This is a genomic window from Streptomyces deccanensis, assembly GCF_022385335.1.
GTDB lineage: Bacteria > Actinomycetota > Actinomycetes > Streptomycetales > Streptomycetaceae > Streptomyces > Streptomyces deccanensis.
The window spans coordinates 8,884,616-8,900,706 of the sequence record NZ_CP092431.1; the positions used below are offsets into that span (position 1 = coordinate 8,884,616).

Annotated in this window: 15 protein-coding genes and 1 tRNA gene; 11 read left to right on the forward strand and 5 right to left on the reverse strand. The window is 72.0% G+C overall.

Features of this window, described 5'->3' with window-relative positions; translation table 11 throughout:
* Positions 1 to 47: 47 nt before the first annotated feature.
* Entirely contained in the window at positions 48 to 1,229 is a 1,182-nt protein-coding gene (locus tag L3078_RS39105; protein WP_239758941.1) for a Glu/Leu/Phe/Val dehydrogenase dimerization domain-containing protein, read from the reverse strand.
* Between the two features lie 131 nt (positions 1,230 to 1,360).
* Between L3078_RS39105 and L3078_RS39110 the strand changes: the two genes are divergently transcribed.
* From L3078_RS39110 to L3078_RS39155, 10 genes are all read left to right on the forward strand, one after another.
* Entirely contained in the window at positions 1,361 to 2,539 is a 1,179-nt protein-coding gene (locus L3078_RS39110) for an MBL fold metallo-hydrolase (RefSeq protein ID WP_239758943.1), read from the forward strand.
* Between the two features lie 387 nt (positions 2,540 to 2,926).
* Positions 2,927 to 5,263 (forward strand): ATP-binding protein, encoded by a 2,337-nt coding sequence (locus L3078_RS39115; protein ID WP_239758945.1) that lies wholly within the window; start codon positions 2,927 to 2,929, stop codon positions 5,261 to 5,263.
* A gap of 80 nt (positions 5,264 to 5,343) precedes the next feature.
* Entirely contained in the window at positions 5,344 to 5,775 is a 432-nt protein-coding gene (locus tag L3078_RS39120; RefSeq protein ID WP_239758947.1) for a roadblock/LC7 domain-containing protein, read from the forward strand.
* 2 nt (positions 5,776 to 5,777) lie between these two features.
* Positions 5,778 to 6,149, forward strand: coding sequence for a DUF742 domain-containing protein (locus tag L3078_RS39125; protein WP_239760658.1), 372 nt, complete (start codon positions 5,778 to 5,780; stop codon positions 6,147 to 6,149).
* Complete coding sequence (locus L3078_RS39130) at positions 6,127 to 6,726, forward strand: GTP-binding protein (RefSeq protein WP_045556838.1); 600 nt, start codon at positions 6,127 to 6,129, stop codon at positions 6,724 to 6,726. Before L3078_RS39125 ends, L3078_RS39130 begins: the two co-directional genes overlap by 23 nt.
* Positions 6,723 to 7,280, forward strand: coding sequence for a GAF domain-containing protein (locus L3078_RS39135; RefSeq protein ID WP_239758949.1), 558 nt, complete (start codon positions 6,723 to 6,725; stop codon positions 7,278 to 7,280). Before L3078_RS39130 ends, L3078_RS39135 begins: the two co-directional genes overlap by 4 nt.
* A 270-nt stretch (positions 7,281 to 7,550) precedes the next feature.
* Positions 7,551 to 8,579: an L-threonine 3-dehydrogenase gene (gene tdh / locus L3078_RS39140; protein ID WP_239758950.1), complete on the forward strand. Its 1,029-nt coding sequence runs from the start codon at positions 7,551 to 7,553 to the stop codon at positions 8,577 to 8,579.
* Positions 8,580 to 8,733: 154 nt separating this feature from the next.
* Positions 8,734 to 9,933: a glycine C-acetyltransferase gene (locus L3078_RS39145; RefSeq protein WP_239758952.1), complete on the forward strand. Its 1,200-nt coding sequence runs from the start codon at positions 8,734 to 8,736 to the stop codon at positions 9,931 to 9,933.
* A gap of 71 nt (positions 9,934 to 10,004) precedes the next feature.
* Entirely contained in the window at positions 10,005 to 10,904 is a 900-nt protein-coding gene (locus tag L3078_RS39150) for a LysR family transcriptional regulator (protein WP_239758953.1), read from the forward strand.
* A 35-nt stretch (positions 10,905 to 10,939) separates the two neighbouring features.
* Complete coding sequence (locus L3078_RS39155; protein WP_239758955.1) at positions 10,940 to 11,299, forward strand: MmcQ/YjbR family DNA-binding protein; 360 nt, start codon at positions 10,940 to 10,942, stop codon at positions 11,297 to 11,299.
* A 23-nt stretch (positions 11,300 to 11,322) separates the two neighbouring features.
* On the opposite strand, the gene L3078_RS39160 is transcribed toward L3078_RS39155, so the two are convergent.
* Together L3078_RS39160 and L3078_RS39165 are read right to left on the reverse strand one after the other, a co-directional pair.
* Positions 11,323 to 12,228 carry a transketolase family protein gene (locus L3078_RS39160; RefSeq protein WP_239758957.1) on the reverse strand — a complete coding sequence of 302 codons (906 nt, stop codon included), beginning with the start codon at positions 12,226 to 12,228 and terminating at the stop codon, positions 11,323 to 11,325.
* Positions 12,229 to 12,275: 47 nt separating this feature from the next.
* A complete protein-coding gene (locus L3078_RS39165; RefSeq protein WP_239758958.1) occupies positions 12,276 to 12,968 on the reverse strand; it encodes a thiamine pyrophosphate-dependent enzyme in 693 nt (230 codons plus the stop codon).
* 195 nt (positions 12,969 to 13,163) lie between these two features.
* Between L3078_RS39165 and L3078_RS39170 the strand changes: the two genes are divergently transcribed.
* Positions 13,164 to 13,237 (forward strand) — tRNA-Pro (locus tag L3078_RS39170).
* A 125-nt stretch (positions 13,238 to 13,362) separates the two neighbouring features.
* Here L3078_RS39170 and L3078_RS39175 read toward each other — a convergent pair.
* Positions 13,363 to 14,421, reverse strand: a complete 1,059-nt coding sequence (locus L3078_RS39175; RefSeq protein ID WP_239758960.1) for an MDR family NADP-dependent oxidoreductase — start codon at positions 14,419 to 14,421, stop codon at positions 13,363 to 13,365.
* Complete coding sequence (locus L3078_RS39180) at positions 14,418 to 16,085, reverse strand: phytoene desaturase family protein (RefSeq protein ID WP_239760659.1); 1,668 nt, start codon at positions 16,083 to 16,085, stop codon at positions 14,418 to 14,420. The genes L3078_RS39175 and L3078_RS39180 overlap by 4 nt, the downstream gene beginning before the upstream one ends.
* Positions 16,086 to 16,091: the final 6 nt, after the last annotated feature.

Here is a 16,091-nt window from a genome sequence, read left to right on the forward strand (position 1 = left end):
CCGCGGGGCGCCGCAGGCTTCGAGCCACCCGGCGGCGGGCCGGCCCGTCAGCGGTGCCAGCCGAAGCGGTCCGTGATCGCCGGGAGGCGGTCGGCGGCGATGGCGTGCGCGGCGGCGCGGGGCGTGGTGCCGTCGGTCGCGGCCCGGGTGAGCATCAGGTCGACGAGGGCGCGCATGGAGCGGCGGGTGTGGGTGAACGCCTCGTCGGCGGTGGGGCCGATGTCACCGAACAGGGTCCACCACCACCAGGCGTTCGTACCGGAGTTGACCACGACGTCCGGCAGGACGGTGACGCCGCGGGCGGTGAGCCGCTCCTCCGCCTCCGGGAGCACCGGCATGTTGGCCGCCTCGACGATCAGCCGGGCGGTGACGAGATGGTGGTTGGTGGTGTCGATCGCGTAGGAGACGGCCGCGGGGACCAGCACCTCGGCCTCGGTGGCCAGCCAGGCGTCGGCAGGACCCTCGCGGTCGGTGGGCCGCAGCGCGGCGCGGTCGATCGTGCCGTGCGCGTCGCGCGCGGCGAGCAGGGCCTCGACGTCCAGCCCCGCCGGGTTGGTGACGGTGCCCTTGATGTCGGCGACGGCGACGACCGTGAGGCCGGCGCGGGCGAGGAAGCGGGCGGTGGCGCCGCCCATGGTGCCCAGGCCCTGCACGGCGACCCGGGTCCCGGCGTACGGCGTACCGGCCCGGTCCAGGGCGGTGAGCACGGACTCGGCGACACCGCAGCCACCGACCAGTTCGTCGAGGCCGATGCCGTCCACCTCGACGGCGAAGGCGTCCGCGAGGCGTCGGCGGGCCGATCCCTCGTCGTCCAGGAGCGGGTACACCGCCTGGATCGTCGACACCAGGCCCGCCTCGGCGGCCGCGCGGTCCACCAGGTCCTGGGCGAGGCCGAGGTCCTCGCCGGTGGTCCAGAAGCTCTCGATGTACGGGCGCATCGCGCGCAGGTAGCGCACCAGGACGCCGTAGGCCTCCGGATCCCGGGGGTCGCAGTCGATGCCGCCCTTGGCGCCGCCGAGCGGGACGTACCGCCCCTCGGGGGCGTAGTGCAGCGCCTCCTTCATGGTCATGCCGCGCGCGAGCCCGGCGACCTCGTCCAGGGTGCAGCCCGGACGCATCCGCAGGCCGCCGCTGCAGACGCCGCGCACCAACCGGTCGACGACGAGAAAGCCCCGGCGGCCGGTGAGGTGGTCGGTCCAGCTGAGCGACATGAAAGGGGCGAAGGTCATAGGGCTCCCCGGGAACAAAAGGATCTACTGAATAGTTGGTCAGTATTGCACCGTGCGGGGACAGTCGGACCCGGCGTTGTCGGAGGGGCGGCCCATAATGGGATGCCTGAGCGAATCCACCTGGAGGTGCCGTGTCCGGTTCCGGATCCCGTTCTCTGAGCTCGGCGCTGCGCGCGGCGCGGCCCGCCGCCTTCGGCGCGGATCCGAGCGGTGCCCGTTTGGAGCGGATCCGCAGATCCCCGCATTTCGCGAACGGGGTCTTCGTGAACCCCGAGAGTGCCCAGGTGCGCCCCTCCGGGGGCGCCGCCGTGGAGATGGCGAAGAGCTACTTCCGCAAGGACGAGCGGGTCCGGCGGGCCCCGGCGGGGCTGATCCCCGTGCACTCCACGACCCTCGCCGACCTGGCCCGGCCCCCGGCGAGCGGGTTGCGCACCACCTGGATGGGACATTCCAGCGTGCTCGCCGAGATCGACGGCCACCGGGTGCTCTTCGACCCCGTCTGGGGCGAGCGCTGCTCCCCGTTCGCCTTCGCCGGGCCCAAGCGGCTGCACCCCGTACCGCTGCCCCTGGCCTCGCTCGGCCCGGTGGACGTCGTCGTCATCTCGCACGACCACTACGACCACCTCGACATGCCCTCGATCAAGGAGCTGGCGGGCACGGACACGCTCTTCGCGGTGCCCCTCGGCGTCGGCGCCCATCTGGAGCACTGGGGTGTCTCCGCGGACCGGATCCGCGAGCTGGACTGGCACGAGGCCACCAAGGTCGGCGGCCTCACCCTGACCGCGACCCCCGCCCGGCACTTCTGCGGCCGGGGCCTGCGCAACACCCAGCACACGCTCTGGGCCTCCTGGGTGGTCGCCGGTGACGAGCACCGGATCTACCACAGCGGCGACACCGGGTACTTCGAGGGCTTCAAGGACATCGGCGCCGCGCACGGCCCGTTCGACCTGACCATGATCCAGGTGGGCGCGTATTCGGAGTACTGGCCCGACATCCACATGACGCCCGACGAGGGGCTGCGGACCCACCTCGATCTCCAGGGCGGCGAACCCGGCGGCGTGATGATGCCTATCCACTGGGCGACGTTCAACCTGGCCCTGCACGCCTGGGCGGAGCCGGGCGAGCGCATGATGTGGGCCACCCACGGCGCGGGGGTCACGATGGCCGCGCCGCGGCCGGGGGAGCCGTTCGAGCCGAAGAACACCCCGCCGGTGGATCCGTGGTGGCGCGCGGTCTCGCAGCAGCCGGTCGGCGGCTGGGCCGCCTGGCCCCCGGTGGGGGAGCGGCTGGACCTGGTGGCGGAAGGCTGAGAAACCGGTCGGGAATTCTCCCGACAGGGTGATTTTTCGATGGACGTCGAGGGTCGGGGAGCACCGTGCTCCCCGACCCTCGACGTCTTTTGCCGACCCGTTCTGCGCAAATCTGATCGAAATTCGGGCGTAAAAAGAATCCGTTAAGAACAAGCGTCCGAAGAATTATCGGACTGTCGCACGAAGCCTCATACCAGAGCGGGAAGCATTGCGGCAGTCTTTGTCAACTGCGCACCGCACATGACGCGTTGGCGACTACTGTGAGTTGCCGTCGGGCGACGCTGTGCCGAATTCTTCGACTCTCGCGACCGACACGCGATGGCGCATGCCCAAGTCGCCCAGACGCGGCACCCCCCACACCCCAGACGGACCAGTACGAGGACGCTGATGTCTCACCTTCGCGCACCGGCCGCCCGCGCAGACCGCCGTGAGGGCGGGCGGCACGGGCGATCGGCCGCCCGCGCCGCCGTCCCCTCGCTGCCCGAGATCCACATACGGCCACAGCTGGTGCGCCTCGCGGTCCTGCCCCCCACCGCGGTCGCCCTCAGCGCCTGCGCGGCCGTCCTCTTCACCTTCCGCGCCGGCGGCGCCCGGCCCAGCCTCACCCTGTGGGCCGTCCTCGCCGGAGCCGCCGCCGTGGCCCTCGCCGGCATCGCGATCGGTGCCGTGGCCGCCGGGCGCACCGCCAAGTCCGTGCGCGAACGGCTGGGCAGCCTGCGTCAGGCCAGCAGCAAGAGCGAGGACGACCTGCGCTCCCTGGTCGACGCGCTCCGGCGCGGAGAGCAGCCGCCCGCGCGCGGGCCCCGCGTCAGAAACACCGCCGGCGCCGACGACTTCGAGCCGCTCGCCGCCGACCTCGCCCGCGCGCACGACAGCGCCGTCACCGCCGTCGTCCAGGCCTCTCAGCTCTCCAGCCACGCCGGCAGCGAGCAGAAGCTCGAAGTCTTCGTGAACCTGGCCCGCCGACTCCAGTCCCTCGTCCAGCGCGAGATCTCGATCCTCGACGACCTGGAGAACGAGATCGAGGACCCGGACCTGCTCAAGGGCCTCTTCCACGTCGACCACCTCGCCACCCGCATCCGCCGCCACGCCGAGAACCTGGCCGTCCTCGGCGGCGCCGTCTCCCGCCGCCAGTGGAGCAACCCCGTCTCCATGACCGAGGTGCTGCGCTCCGCGATCGCCGAGGTCGAGCAGTACTCCCGGGTCAAGCTGGTGCCCCCGGTCGACGGCACCCTGCGCGGGCACGCCGTCGCCGACGTCATCCACCTCCTCGCCGAACTCGTCGAGAACGCCACGGTGTTCTCCGCCCCGCACACCCAGGTCCTGCTCCGCGCCAACCTCGTCACCTCCGGCCTCGCCGTCGAGGTCGAGGACCGCGGCCTCGGCATGCCCGTCACCGAGCAGAACAAGATGAACGCCCTGCTCGCCGACCCCGACCAGGTCAACGTCGCCAGCCTCCTCCAGGACGGCCGCATCGGCCTCTTCGTCGTCTCCCAGCTCGCCCGCCGCCACGGCATCCAGGTCCGCCTCCAGAGCAACATCTACGGCGGGGTCCAGGCCGCGTTCGTCGTCCCCCAGGGGCTCCTCGGCGGCGAGCCCGGCGACCTGCCGCAGACCCTGCCGCAGACCCACGCCGTCCCCGAGCAGCACACCGGCGCACGCCGGGCCGCCGGGCCGCACCACACGTCGTCCGCCACGCCCCCGAGGGCGTCCGCCCCCGGCTCCACCGACCGCCCGACCACGGGCGGATCCGCCCGCGCCGCGCACCCGGACGACCGGCCCGGCCGTCCGGCCCCCGCGCAGCCCACGCGTCCCGAGCCCGGCCACCGCGGCGCCCCCAACCCCCCGCGCGCCACCGTGCCCCGGCAGCAGGGCCCCGGCCGGGGCAGCGGCCAGCAGGGCTCGGGCAGGGGCGGCACCGGCCCGACCCCCCTGCCGGTGCGCGGCGCCCGGGCGGAGCGGCCCAACCCGGCCGAGGCCGTGCCCGGCATCCGCCCCGACGACCGGCGGACCGTCGCGGAGAACGCCGGGACGCCCCCGACCCCCCGGGTCGGCGGCGCCGTCCGCGGCACCATGGGCAAGCCGCAACTGCCCCGCCGCCGCGCCCAGCAGCACATCGTGCCCCAGCTCCGCGGCGGCCCCGCGCCCACGCCCCGCCAGGACCCGGACCACTACATCGGGCACGACCCCGGGCTGATGGCCGCCTTCCAGCGCGGCATCGGACTCGCCGAGGCACGCCAGATGGAGAACTCCGACTGGGACACCTCCACCCTGGACACGGCCTCGACGGACTTCACGTCCGGCGCGGACCTCGCGTCCCCGACGGACCTCGGTTCCCGCGCATCCTCCGGGGACTTCGGTTCCCGCACGGACCGCAAACCGTCCGCGGACTTCGGTTCCCGCACGGACCGCGCCTCCTCCGCGGACCTCGCATCCCCGGCCGACTTCCCACCCCCCGCCCCCGACGCCGCGTCCCGCATCGACACGGGACAGCCGCGCACGAGCCCGAACACGGGCCACCCGCGCCCGGCACCCCACGGTGGCGCCGACGCCGCCGACGCACTCCACATGGAGCTGGCCCACATGGACGCACCCCACAAGGACGCCGCACAGCCCCTGGGCGGACACCCCAGGGGCGGCGCCCCCATAGCCGTACCCCCGTCGGCCCGCGACGCGGCCCACGACCTCACGCCCCGGCAGGACGGGAGCACACCGGCCGGATGACCACGCCCCTCACCACCCCCACCACGGCCCCCACCCCCTGCGCTCCCGCAGACCAACGCACCCCAAGGAGTCGATCCACCATGGCGAGCGAAGCGCCGACCGGCCATGTATCCGACCTCGACTGGCTGATGAGCGGCCTCGTCCAGCGCGTACCGCACACCACGAGCGCGGTGCTGCTCTCCTGCGACGGGCTGGTGAAGTCGGTCCACGGCCTCGACCCGGACAGCGCCGACCACATGGCCGCCCTGGCCTCCGGCCTGTACTCCCTGGGACGCAGCGCGGGCGTCCGCTTCGGCGACGGCGGCGACGTCCGCCAGGTCGTCGTCGAACTCGACTCGACCCTGCTGTTCGTCTCCACCGCCGGCTCCGGCACCTGCCTCGCCGTGCTCGCCGGGCGCGAGGCCGACGCCGCCGTCCTCGGCTACGAGATGGCGATGCTGGTCAAGAGCGTCCGCCCGTACCTGGTCACCCAGCCCCGGCAAGCCGTCGAACCCTCCGCGATGAGGCCTTGACCGTGCCCGCGGCCGGCGACGGACCCCTGTACGACGACGCCGCCGGGCGCCTGGTGCGCCCCTACACCGTCATCAACGGCCGGACCCGGCCGACCACCGCGCTCGATCTCCTCTCACAGGTGATGGCCACCGGGGCGACCCCCCTCGGCTATCTGGGCCCCGAGCACGCGACCGCACTCGACCTGTGCCGGGCACCCGTCTCGGTCGCCGAGATCGCCGCACACCTGAAGTTGCCGGCGACGGTCACCAAGGTGCTGCTGTCCGACCTCGTCGACTGCGGAGCCCTCACCACCAAGCCCCCGGTTTTCCACCACAACCCGACAGACCGGTCTCTTCTGGAGGCAGTGCTCGATGGACTACGACGACAGCTCTGACCCCTTCCCCACCGCACTCAAGATCCTGGTGGCGGGAGGGTTCGGGGTCGGCAAGACGACCTTCGTCGGCGCGGTGAGCGAGATCGCGCCGCTGAGCACGGAGGAACTGCTCACCACCGTGAGCGCCGCCACCGACAATCTCGACGGCATCGAGAACAAGGTCGAGACGACCGTCGCGATGGACTTCGGCCGTATCACCCTCGACCCGCGCCATGTGCTCTACCTGTTCGGCACGCCCGGACAGCAGCGGTTCTGGTTCATGTGGGACGAACTCTCCGAAGGCGCCCTCGGCGCGGTCATCCTCGCCGACACGCGCCGCCTGGAGGACTGTTTCGCCGCCGTCGACTTCTTCGAACAACGCGGCCTCGGCTTCATCGTCGCCATCAACGAGTTCGACGGCTCCTACCGCTACGACGCCGACGAGGTGCGGGCGGCCCTCGACCTCGACCCGGAGATCCCCGTCGTCTGCTGCGACGCCCGTATCTCCAGCTCGGGCGTGCAGACCCTGCTCACCCTCGTACGGCACCTCCTCGCCCACACCCCGGCCCAGCTGCCGAGCCACGGAGCCCACACGTGACGTACGACCCGCCGCGTCCGGTCGGCCGGCTGCTGCTCACCCCCGAGGACCGGGACGCCCCCGAACGCGTGTCGCGGCTGCGGTCGTTGGGGCTCGGCGAGTACGCCGAACCCGCCTTCGACGCCTTCGCGGACCGGCTCGCGGAGGTCGCCGCGGTGCCGTACGCGACGGTCAATTTCATCGACGGGGAACGGCAGTTCTTCGCCGGCCTGCATGTGTCGGCACAGCCCACGGCGGACACCACGCTGCTCGGCGTCGATCGCCGCCTCGCCCGTGACCACGGGTTCTGCCCGTACGTGGTGGTCCGCCGCAAAGGGCTCGTCCTCGAAGACGTGCGCGAGTACCCGAAGTTCGCCGGCAACGCCGTCGTCGATGACCACGGCATCCGCTCCTACCTCGGCGCGCCCCTCCTCGACCGGACGGGCATCGCCCTCGGCACGGTCTGCGTCATGGACGTACAGCCGCGCCCCTGGGGCCGGGCGGGCCTGGAGACCATCAAGTCGATGGCCGCGGAACTCGCCGCCCGCATCGGGGGACGGGAGGCGTTCCCCTGACCGGGGAAACGCGCGGCACTTCATGGCGGATCGCCGAGGGGATCGCCGAGGGGAGGCCACCCGTCGGCGATCCAGATCGCGCTTCCTGGTGCCGGGCGAGGTGCGGGTGTAGGCGCGGGTGTGAAGGAAAGCTGCGGCGGAGGTTAAGAAAACCTCGATGGACCCGGGGTGCCGGCGTGCGGCAGATTGATCGGCGATCCCACCCCTCTCCCCGGTACGGGTCCGTTCGTCATGTCCTGCGCCGGGGGCGCACCCCACAGGAGCCGTAGCGTGAAGGCGCTGGTCAAGGAGAAGGCGGAGCCCGGGCTGTGGCTCGTCGACGTCCCGGAGCCCGAGATCGGCCCCGGTGACGTACTGATCAAGGTCCTGCGGACCGGGATCTGCGGCACCGACCTGCACATCCGGGCCTGGGACGGCTGGGCCCGGCAGGCCATCCGCACCCCGCTCGTGGCCGGCCACGAGTTCGTCGGCGAGGTCGTCGAGACCGGCCGTGCCGTCACCGACATCCGGGTCGGCGACCGGGTCAGCGGCGAGGGCCACCTCGTGTGCGGCAAGTGCCGCAACTGCCTCGCCGGCCGCCGTCACCTGTGCCGTGCCACCGTGGGCCTCGGCGTCGGCCGCGACGGCGCCTTCGCCGAGTACGTGGCCCTGCCCGCGACCAACGTCTGGGTGCACCGGGTCCCCGTCGACCTCGACGTGGCCGCGATCTTCGACCCGTTCGGCAACGCCGTCCACACCGCGCTGTCCTTCCCGCTGGTCGGCGAGGACGTCCTGATCACCGGGGCGGGCCCCATCGGTCTGATGGCCGCCGCCGTCGGCCGGCACGCCGGCGCCCGGCACGTCGTGGTCACGGACGTCAGCGAGGACCGGCTGGAACTCGCCCGCAAGATCGGGGTCAGCCTCGCGCTCGACGTGCGGGAGTCGACCATCGCCGACGGGCAGCGGACCCTCGGCCTGCGCGAGGGCTTCGACATAGGCCTGGAGATGTCCGGCAACCCCGCCGCGATGCGCGACATGATCGCCAACATGACCCACGGCGGCCGGATCGCCATGCTCGGCCTGCCGTCCGAGGAGTTCGCCGTCGACTGGTCCCGCGTCGTCACGTCCATGATCACCATCAAGGGGATCTACGGCCGCGAGATGTTCGAGACCTGGTACGCGATGACGGTGCTCCTGGAGGGCGGCCTCGACCTCGCCCCCGTCATCACCGGCCGCTACGGCTACCGCGACCACGAGGCCGCGTTCGCGGACGCGGCGAGCGGCAACGGCGGCAAGGTCATCCTCGACTGGGCTGTTTGAATTTTGGCTCGGTTCGCCTCCGGGGCGCCAAAGCCTGTGTCGAGAGGCCGATCGTGCTCGACCCTCCTTCGTCGGGCCTCCGCGCGTTCGCCCTCTCGACACAGGCGCGCCCCTTCGGCTCACTCGCTCTTCATCGCACCCTAGGAGCTTCCCGATGTTCGACTCCGTGCGCGACGATCTGCGCACCACCCTCGACGAGATCCGTGCCGCCGGGCTGCACAAGCCGGAGCGGGTCATCGGCAGTCCGCAGTCGGCGACCGTCGCGGTCACCGCCGGCGGCCGGCCCGGTGAGGTCCTCAACTTCTGCGCCAACAACTACCTCGGCCTCGCCGACCACCCCGAGGTGATCGCCGCCGCCCACGAGGCGCTCGACCGCTGGGGCTACGGCATGGCCTCCGTCCGCTTCATCTGCGGTACGCAGGAGGTGCACAAGGAACTGGAGGCGCGGCTGTCGGCGTTCCTCGGCCAAGAGGACACGATCCTCTACTCCTCCTGCTTCGACGCCAACGGCGGCGTCTTCGAGACCCTGCTCGGCCCCGAGGACGCGGTGATCTCCGACGCCCTCAACCACGCCTCGATCATCGACGGCATCCGGCTCTCCAAGGCCCGCCGCTTCCGCTACGCCAACCGCGATCTCGCCGACCTGGAACGGCAGTTGAAGGAGGCGGCCGAGGGCGGCGCTCGCCGCAAGCTGATCGTCACCGACGGCGTCTTCTCGATGGACGGCTATGTGGCGCCCCTCCGCGAGATCTGCGACCTCGCCGACCGGCACGACGCCATGGTCATGGTCGACGACTCCCACGCCGTCGGCTTCACCGGCCCCGGCGGCCGCGGCACCCCCGAGCTGCACGGCGTCATGGACCGCGTCGACATCATCACCGGCACCCTCGGCAAGGCCCTCGGCGGCGCCTCCGGCGGCTACGTCGCCGCCCGCGCCGAGATCGTCGCCCTGCTGCGGCAGCGCTCCCGCCCGTACCTCTTCTCCAACACGCTCGCCCCGGTGATCGCGGCGGCCTCCCTGAAGGTGCTCGACCTGCTGGAGTCGGCCGACGACCTGCGCGTCCGCCTCGCCGAGAACACGGCGCTGTTCCGCCGCCGTATGACCGAGGAGGGCTTCGACATCCTTCCCGGCGATCACCCCATCGCCCCGGTCATGATCGGCGACGCGGCGAAGGCGGGCCGCCTGGCCGAGCTGCTCCTGGAGCGCGGCGTCTATGTGATCGGCTTCTCCTACCCGGTCGTCCCGCAGGGCCAGGCCCGCATCCGCGTCCAGCTCTCCGCCGCGCACTCGACGGCGGACGTGCACCGGGCGGTGGACGCGTTCGTGGCGGCACGGGCCGAGCTGGAGGCCTGAGCCGGAGCCCGGGGCGGTCCTCCGGGCGGACCGGTTCAGGGGGAAAGCGGGCATTTGAGAGAATCGATCCCATGATCGAAGCGCGGCGGCTCCACATCCTTCGTGCGGTGGCCGACCACCGCACGGTGACGGCGGCTGCCGCCGCGCTGTACCTCACCCCCTCCGCCGTCTCCCAGCAGCTCACCGCGCTGGAACAGGAGACGGGTCACCGTCTGGTCGAGCGGGGCGCGAAGGGCGTACGGCTGACCCCGGCCGGCGAGATCCTGCTCGGCCACACCAACGCGGTCCTCGCCCAGCTGGAACAGGCGGCGGCGGAACTGGCCGCGTACAGCTCGGGCGAGGCCGGCACCGTCACGGTCGCCTCCTTCGCCACCGGGATCGCCCAGGTCGTGGCACCCGCGCTGGCCCGCCTCGCCGAGTCCGCGCCCGGCATCCGCCTCCGCGTCCAGGACGCCGAGGGCGACGCGAGTCTGCCGATGGTCCTGGACCGGCAGGTCGACATCGCCGTGGCTGTCGAGTACCGGGGCGCGCCGGCCGCCGACGACCCCCGGCTCACCCATGTCGCGCTGTACGCCGAGCCGTTCGACGCGGTCGTGCCCGTCAGCCACCGCCTCGCCGACGCGGCCGAGGTGCCGCTCGCCGAACTGGCCAAGGACCCCTGGATCGGCCCCTATCCCGGCAACCCCTGCCATGACGTCGTCGTCCTGGCCTGCGAGAACGCCGGCTTCCAGCCGCGTCTCGAACACTCCTCCGACGACTTCCGCGCCGTGGTCGCCCTGGCCGCCGCCGACGCGGGAGTCGCCCTCGTACCCCGCTCGGCGCTGCGCGGCACGGACCTCACGGGCGTGGTCGTACGCCCCGTCGACGGTGTGGCCCCCACGCGCCGCGTCTTCGCCGCCGTACGCCGTGGCGCGGAGGGGCACCCGCTGATCCGACAGGTGCTGGAGGCGCTGGGGGAGGCGGCGGGGTGAGGTGCTTGTCAGTGGTCGGCGCTACCGTGCGTTGCATGCCCGACGCAGAAGACGTACGACGTGTCGCCCTTTCCCTGCCCGACAGTACGGAGAAGGTCGCCTGGAGCATGCCCACCTTCCGGGTGGCGGGGAAGATGTTCGCGACCCTGCCGGAGGACGAGACGTCCATGGCCGTGCGCTGTCCCAAGGTGGAGCGCGACGAACTGGTCCTCGCCGAGCCCGGCAAGTTCTGGATCGCCGACCACGAGGCGGGGTTCGCCTGGGTGCGGGTGCGGCTGTCCGCCCTGGAGGACGAGGCCGAGCTGCGCGACGTCCTCGCCGACTCCTGGCGCCAGGCGGCACCGACGAAACTCCTCGACGCCTACCCCGAGTTGGGGCTGCCGGCCGCCGACTGAGTCGCCCCGGCCCGTGCGTACCGCTACCGCAGGAACCCCGTGATCCGTTCGCGCAGCGAGGCCGCGTCCAACCCGTGCGCGGCCACGTGCTCCCCGAGCTGCCCGTAGCGCCGCAGTTCGCGTCGGCCCACCCCCAGCCCGAGCACGCGGTGCGGGACGTGCGCGAGCGCGTCGTTGGCGGCAGCCGTCGACGTGCCCGCCAGGTAGGGCTCGACGAGGACCACGTCCGCGCCGGCCGCGTCGGTGGCCCCGCGCAACGCGGCCGAGTCGAACGGGCGCACGGTCGATGCGTACAGCACGGTCACATCGAGCCCCTCCGTGGCCGCGAGGACGGCGTCGAGCAGGGGCCCGACGGCGACGACGACCCCGCGGCGCCCCTCCCGCACGGTGAGGAACCGCTCTCCGTCCACCGGGAGCGCCTGCTCGTTGGAGTGCGCGGACAGCCGTACGTACACCTTGTCGTCCTTGCCCTCGCCCGCGCCGACCGCGTGCCGGAGCAGCGTCTCGGCCTCGTCGGGATGTCCCGGCACGTGCACGGTCCACCCGTCGAGCGTGTCCAGGACGGCCACGTCGCCGGGTGCCATGTGGGTGAAGCCGCCGGCGGGCCAGTCGTAGGACGCGGCGGCGCTGACCAGCACGGCGCCCACGTCCTGATGCCCCAGATCCAGCTTCACCTGCTCGAAGGGCCGTTCGACGAGGAAGCTCGCGAAGGTGTGCAGCACGGGCCGCATCCCGGCCAGCGCCAGGCCCGCACCCGCGCCGATCAGCAGTTGCTCCCGGATGCCGACGTTGATCACCCGGTCCGGATGGCGGCGCGTCGCTTCCACGAAGCCGTCCCGGCCGATCTCGGCGAGGACCACCGCGACGCGGGGATCCTCGTCGAGCATGCCGGTGACGACGGGCGCGAAACGGTCACGCATGGTGTCCATGAAGTCTTCGTCCTTCCAGGGTGGTTGCGTGGCTTCTGGGGGCGGGTTCAGGCGTTCTTCGGCTCGACCCGGGCCACCACGACCCGGGGCCGTCCCGGGTGCGGCGTGGTGAAGGCGGCGTGCAGCGCGTCGTGGTCGCGCCCGTCCACGGTCTCGGCGGACCAGCCCGCCACCTCGAACCGCGCGGCGATCCCGCCCGGCCGCGCATGGCTGGCGGAGGAGTTGTCGATCACGACGGTGTGCAGCCGGTCGAGCCCGGCGGGACCGGCGTACGCGATCGCCTCGTGGTTGCTGCCCTCGTCCAGCTCCGCGTCCCCGACCAGCACCCACACCGCCGGGTCGAGCCGTCCCTGGGCCCGCAGCCCGAGGGCCGTCCCGACCGCGATCGGCAGGCCGTGCCCGAGCGAGCCGCTGCCGATCTCCGCGCCCGGCACCAGCACCCGGTCCGGGTGGTGGCCGAGCGGTGAGTCGTACGAACCGAAGCCGGGCAGCCACTCGACCGGCAGGAAGCCCTTCGCGGCGAGGACCGCGTAGTACGCCATCGGCCCGTGGCCCTTCGACAGCAGGAACCGGTCCCGCTCGGGGTCCTCCATCCGCTCCGGCCCCACCCGCAGCACCCGGTCGTAGAGCACCCACAGCACGTCCAGCGTCGAGGTGGCCGCCGGTCCGTGCTTCTCCGCGCCCGTCATCAGCCCCATCAGCTCGGGCAGCTCCGTGAACCCGTACGTCGTCGTTGTCATGCGGAAGAGCCTGCAACCTCAACCAAACTTCAGGTCAAGCGGCGGCGTCGGAGGCCCCTTCGGTCGCCCCGCCTCGCCCCTGGCGGCGCCCCTTTTCATCCCTCGCGCCGATAAACGCGTGCGCGACCACGGGCCCGAGTGCGGTATTGTTTCGGTGCACGTTCAGCCAGGGGAAACCCCAGGTCAGACGGGCATCGGGACGTGGCGCAGCTTGGTAGCGCACTTGACTGGGGGTCAAGGGGTCGCAGGTTCAAATCCTGTCGTCCCGACTGGAGACAGTCGCAGATCAGGGCCGGTTTCGGGGGCATCCGAAACCGGCCTTCGGTCATTCTCGAGCACGGCGTCACCATCGAGACGCGTACACACCGATCACGCCGGCGTCGGCCTCGGTCCGTCAGAGTTCGATCAAGACCTTGCCCCGGGTCCCCTCCCGGTCCAAATAAAGGGTCCGGTACGCGTGCGGGATGGCGTCGAAGCCGTGGTGGACGGTCTGGTGGTAGCGGATCGCGCCGCCGCGGACCAGGTCGCCCAGGTCCCCGTGCATGGCCGCCAACAGCGGTTCCGTGAACCACTCCTGGGCGAAGATCCCCCGGATCGTGGTGCGCGGGAACATGATGTACGGCAGCAGCCGCGGTCCGGTCAGTTCGCCGTTCACCGTGGTGGCCCACTGCCAGCAGACGGCCACCCGGCTGTCCACGTTGAGCATGGTGAACACGGCGTCGGTGATCGTCCCGCCGAGGTTGTCGAAGTAACGGTCCACCCCGTCGGGGGCGGCGAGCAGCAGCGCCTGGCGCACCTTCTCCGCGTCGTCGGCCCGGTCGTAGAGCACCACCTCGTCGAAACCGAGTTCGCGCAGGTACGCGGCCTTGCCCGGGGAGGAGGTCGTGCCCACCACCCGCCCGGCGCCCGCCCGTCGTGCCAACTGGCCCACCAGGGAACCGACCGAACCGGACGCCCCGCTGATCACCACGGTGTCGCCGGGGCGCACGGCCAGGAACCTGGTGAACGTGCCCCAGGCGGTCATCCCGGGCGCGCCCATGACGCTGAGCGCCGTGGACAGGGGCAGCACTTCGTCGTACGCGTCCGGGTCGAGCCGGCGATAGGCCGGGAGGACCATCGGGAAGACACCTGTGCGCCACACCTCCTCGGCGCCGTCGTGGACGACGTGGCTGCGCCAGCCGCCGAAGCCCTGCACGAGGTCGCCGACCCGGAACCGGGCCTCCGGGCCCGCCTCCAGCACCTCCATGATCGAGTCCCCGCCCATGTGGTGGCCGAGCGGCGTCTCCAGCGCGAGCCCGTTCTGGTACGGGTCGACCGAGACGTACCGGGTGCGCAGCAGCATCTCGTCGGGGCGAAGGGCGATCTCGACCTCCTCGACCACCTTCTCGTAGATCCGGTCGACGTCGGGCACCCCGCCCAGGTGCTCACGGACGACCCACTTCTCGATCCTCATGTGCGGGCTCCTGTCTCGACGGCCTCCGCGTCTCCCACGGGAATGACCAGATGGGTGGGTGGTGGCGCGCTCCGGTCGATCTCGGCCGTGAAGGCCAGGCCGTCGTCCCGGCAGACGAACTGCATGACGTGCCGCCCGGCCGCCGCCGCGCGGATCAGGCCGCCGATCGTCGCCCAGACCCCGGAGAGGTAGAAGTTCGACAGCCCCGGCAGCACCGGGCCGCTCCGCCTGATCTCGTCCTCCAGGGTCTCCGCGCCCTCCACGAACGGGTTCCAGCCGGGGAAGGTGCCGTCGTAGACGCCGGTGTAGCGGACCTGGGTGAGCGGGGTCGAGACGTCGGCGACGGCCACCGCGTCCGCGAAGCCGGGGAACCGCTCGTCGAGGAAGGAGACGATGCCGGCCCGGACCCGGCGTTTGGCGGTCAGATACTCCTTGCCGTGCCTGACCGGCAGCGTGTGCAGCTCCTGCCCGCGCCGCACCCGGGGGGACTGCTCCGGGCCCCGGTGCAGCGCACGCCAGGGGGCGATGTCCGAGAAGTACGTAGCGAACACCACGGTGGACCCGCGCGGGGCCAGCTCCGGATAGTGCCGGGTGCGGAACTGCACGTTCATGGAGGGGCAGCGGATCCCGGTCAGCCCGCTCGCCTGACGCTCCGTCAGCAGGTAGGTGGTGCAGGGGTCGCCGTCCGGGAACGGCCTGCGCAACCCCAGGAAGAGGGAGACGTATCCGGGGGAGAGCTGGCCGGGCTGGTCGATGAGCGAGGTGTAGAGCCTGCGGTAGGTGTCGTTCAGGTACTGGCCCTTGAGCAGCTTCATCACCGTGGTGTGACCGTCGGCCGCCGAGACCACGATGTCCGCGCGATGCTCCCGCCCGTCGCTGAGTCGCACGCCCACCGCGCGGTCCCGCTCCACCAGGATCTCCTCGACCTTGGCGTTGTAGGTGATCTCGCCGCCGAGCCCCCGGTAGCGCTCCTCGACCGACCGGGCGAGCCCCAGCGAGCCTCCCTCGGGCACCCCGGCCGCCCGGTTGGCGTGCGAGGCCAGCTGGAAGTAGAACGGCAGCACCGGGAAGGCCGGATGCCTCTCGTAGAGGATGAAGTCGAACGCCTCGCGCAGCAGCGGATCGTGGAACCGCTGCGCGTAGTCGGTCATCAGTACGGTGATCGACCTGCGGATGGTGGCGAAGTACGGGGCGAACGAGGCCATCATCCGCCATCGCTCCCTGCGGCTCATCAGTCCCACGGGCTTGAGGAACGGGTAGACCGCGAGCGCCTTGCGGAAGGTCCGGACGCCGGCGCAGAACTCACGGATCGGCGCGCTGTCCCTCGGCGAGAGGGCGAGGAGATGGGCCTCCAGCCGGTCGGGGTCGGAGTAGAACCGCACCGCCCGGCCGTCCCGGCCCCGGACGATGTTGAACACGTCGAAGTGCCGCATCTCCTTGCCCTGGAGCGCCCCCAGTTCGAGCCAGATCTGGTACATCTCGTTGCCCGGTCCGTTGCCGAGCAGCCAGCTGACGCACCAGTCGAAGGTGAAGTCGCCACGCTCCCAGCCGGTGCACGAGCCGCCGGGGATCTCGTGCATCTCGAAGATCCGGGTCCGGTAGCCGTTCATCCGGGCGTAGCACCCGGTGGACAGACCGCCGAGACCTCCGCCGATGATGATCATGGTTTC

Excerpts from the sequence above, each read along its gene's own strand:
- L3078_RS39105 (WP_239758941.1), bottom strand. The coding sequence starts at position 1,229 with ATGACCTTCGCCCCTTTCATGTCGCTCAGCTGGACCGACCACCTCACC.
- L3078_RS39115 (WP_239758945.1), top strand. The coding sequence starts at position 2,927 with ATGTCTCACCTTCGCGCACCGGCCGCCCGCGCAGACCGCCGTGAGGGC.
- L3078_RS39120 (WP_239758947.1), top strand. The coding sequence starts at position 5,344 with ATGGCGAGCGAAGCGCCGACCGGCCATGTATCCGACCTCGACTGGCTG.
- L3078_RS39130 (WP_045556838.1), top strand. The coding sequence starts at position 6,127 with ATGGACTACGACGACAGCTCTGACCCCTTCCCCACCGCACTCAAGATC.
- L3078_RS39145 (WP_239758952.1), top strand. The coding sequence starts at position 8,734 with ATGTTCGACTCCGTGCGCGACGATCTGCGCACCACCCTCGACGAGATC.
- L3078_RS39150 (WP_239758953.1), top strand. The coding sequence starts at position 10,005 with ATGATCGAAGCGCGGCGGCTCCACATCCTTCGTGCGGTGGCCGACCAC.
- L3078_RS39155 (WP_239758955.1), top strand. The coding sequence starts at position 10,940 with ATGCCCGACGCAGAAGACGTACGACGTGTCGCCCTTTCCCTGCCCGAC.
- L3078_RS39160 (WP_239758957.1), bottom strand. The coding sequence starts at position 12,228 with ATGGACACCATGCGTGACCGTTTCGCGCCCGTCGTCACCGGCATGCTC.
- L3078_RS39165 (WP_239758958.1), bottom strand. The coding sequence starts at position 12,968 with ATGACAACGACGACGTACGGGTTCACGGAGCTGCCCGAGCTGATGGGG.
- L3078_RS39175 (WP_239758960.1), bottom strand. The coding sequence starts at position 14,421 with ATGAGGATCGAGAAGTGGGTCGTCCGTGAGCACCTGGGCGGGGTGCCC.
- L3078_RS39180 (WP_239760659.1), bottom strand. The coding sequence starts at position 16,085 with ATGATCATCATCGGCGGAGGTCTCGGCGGTCTGTCCACCGGGTGCTAC.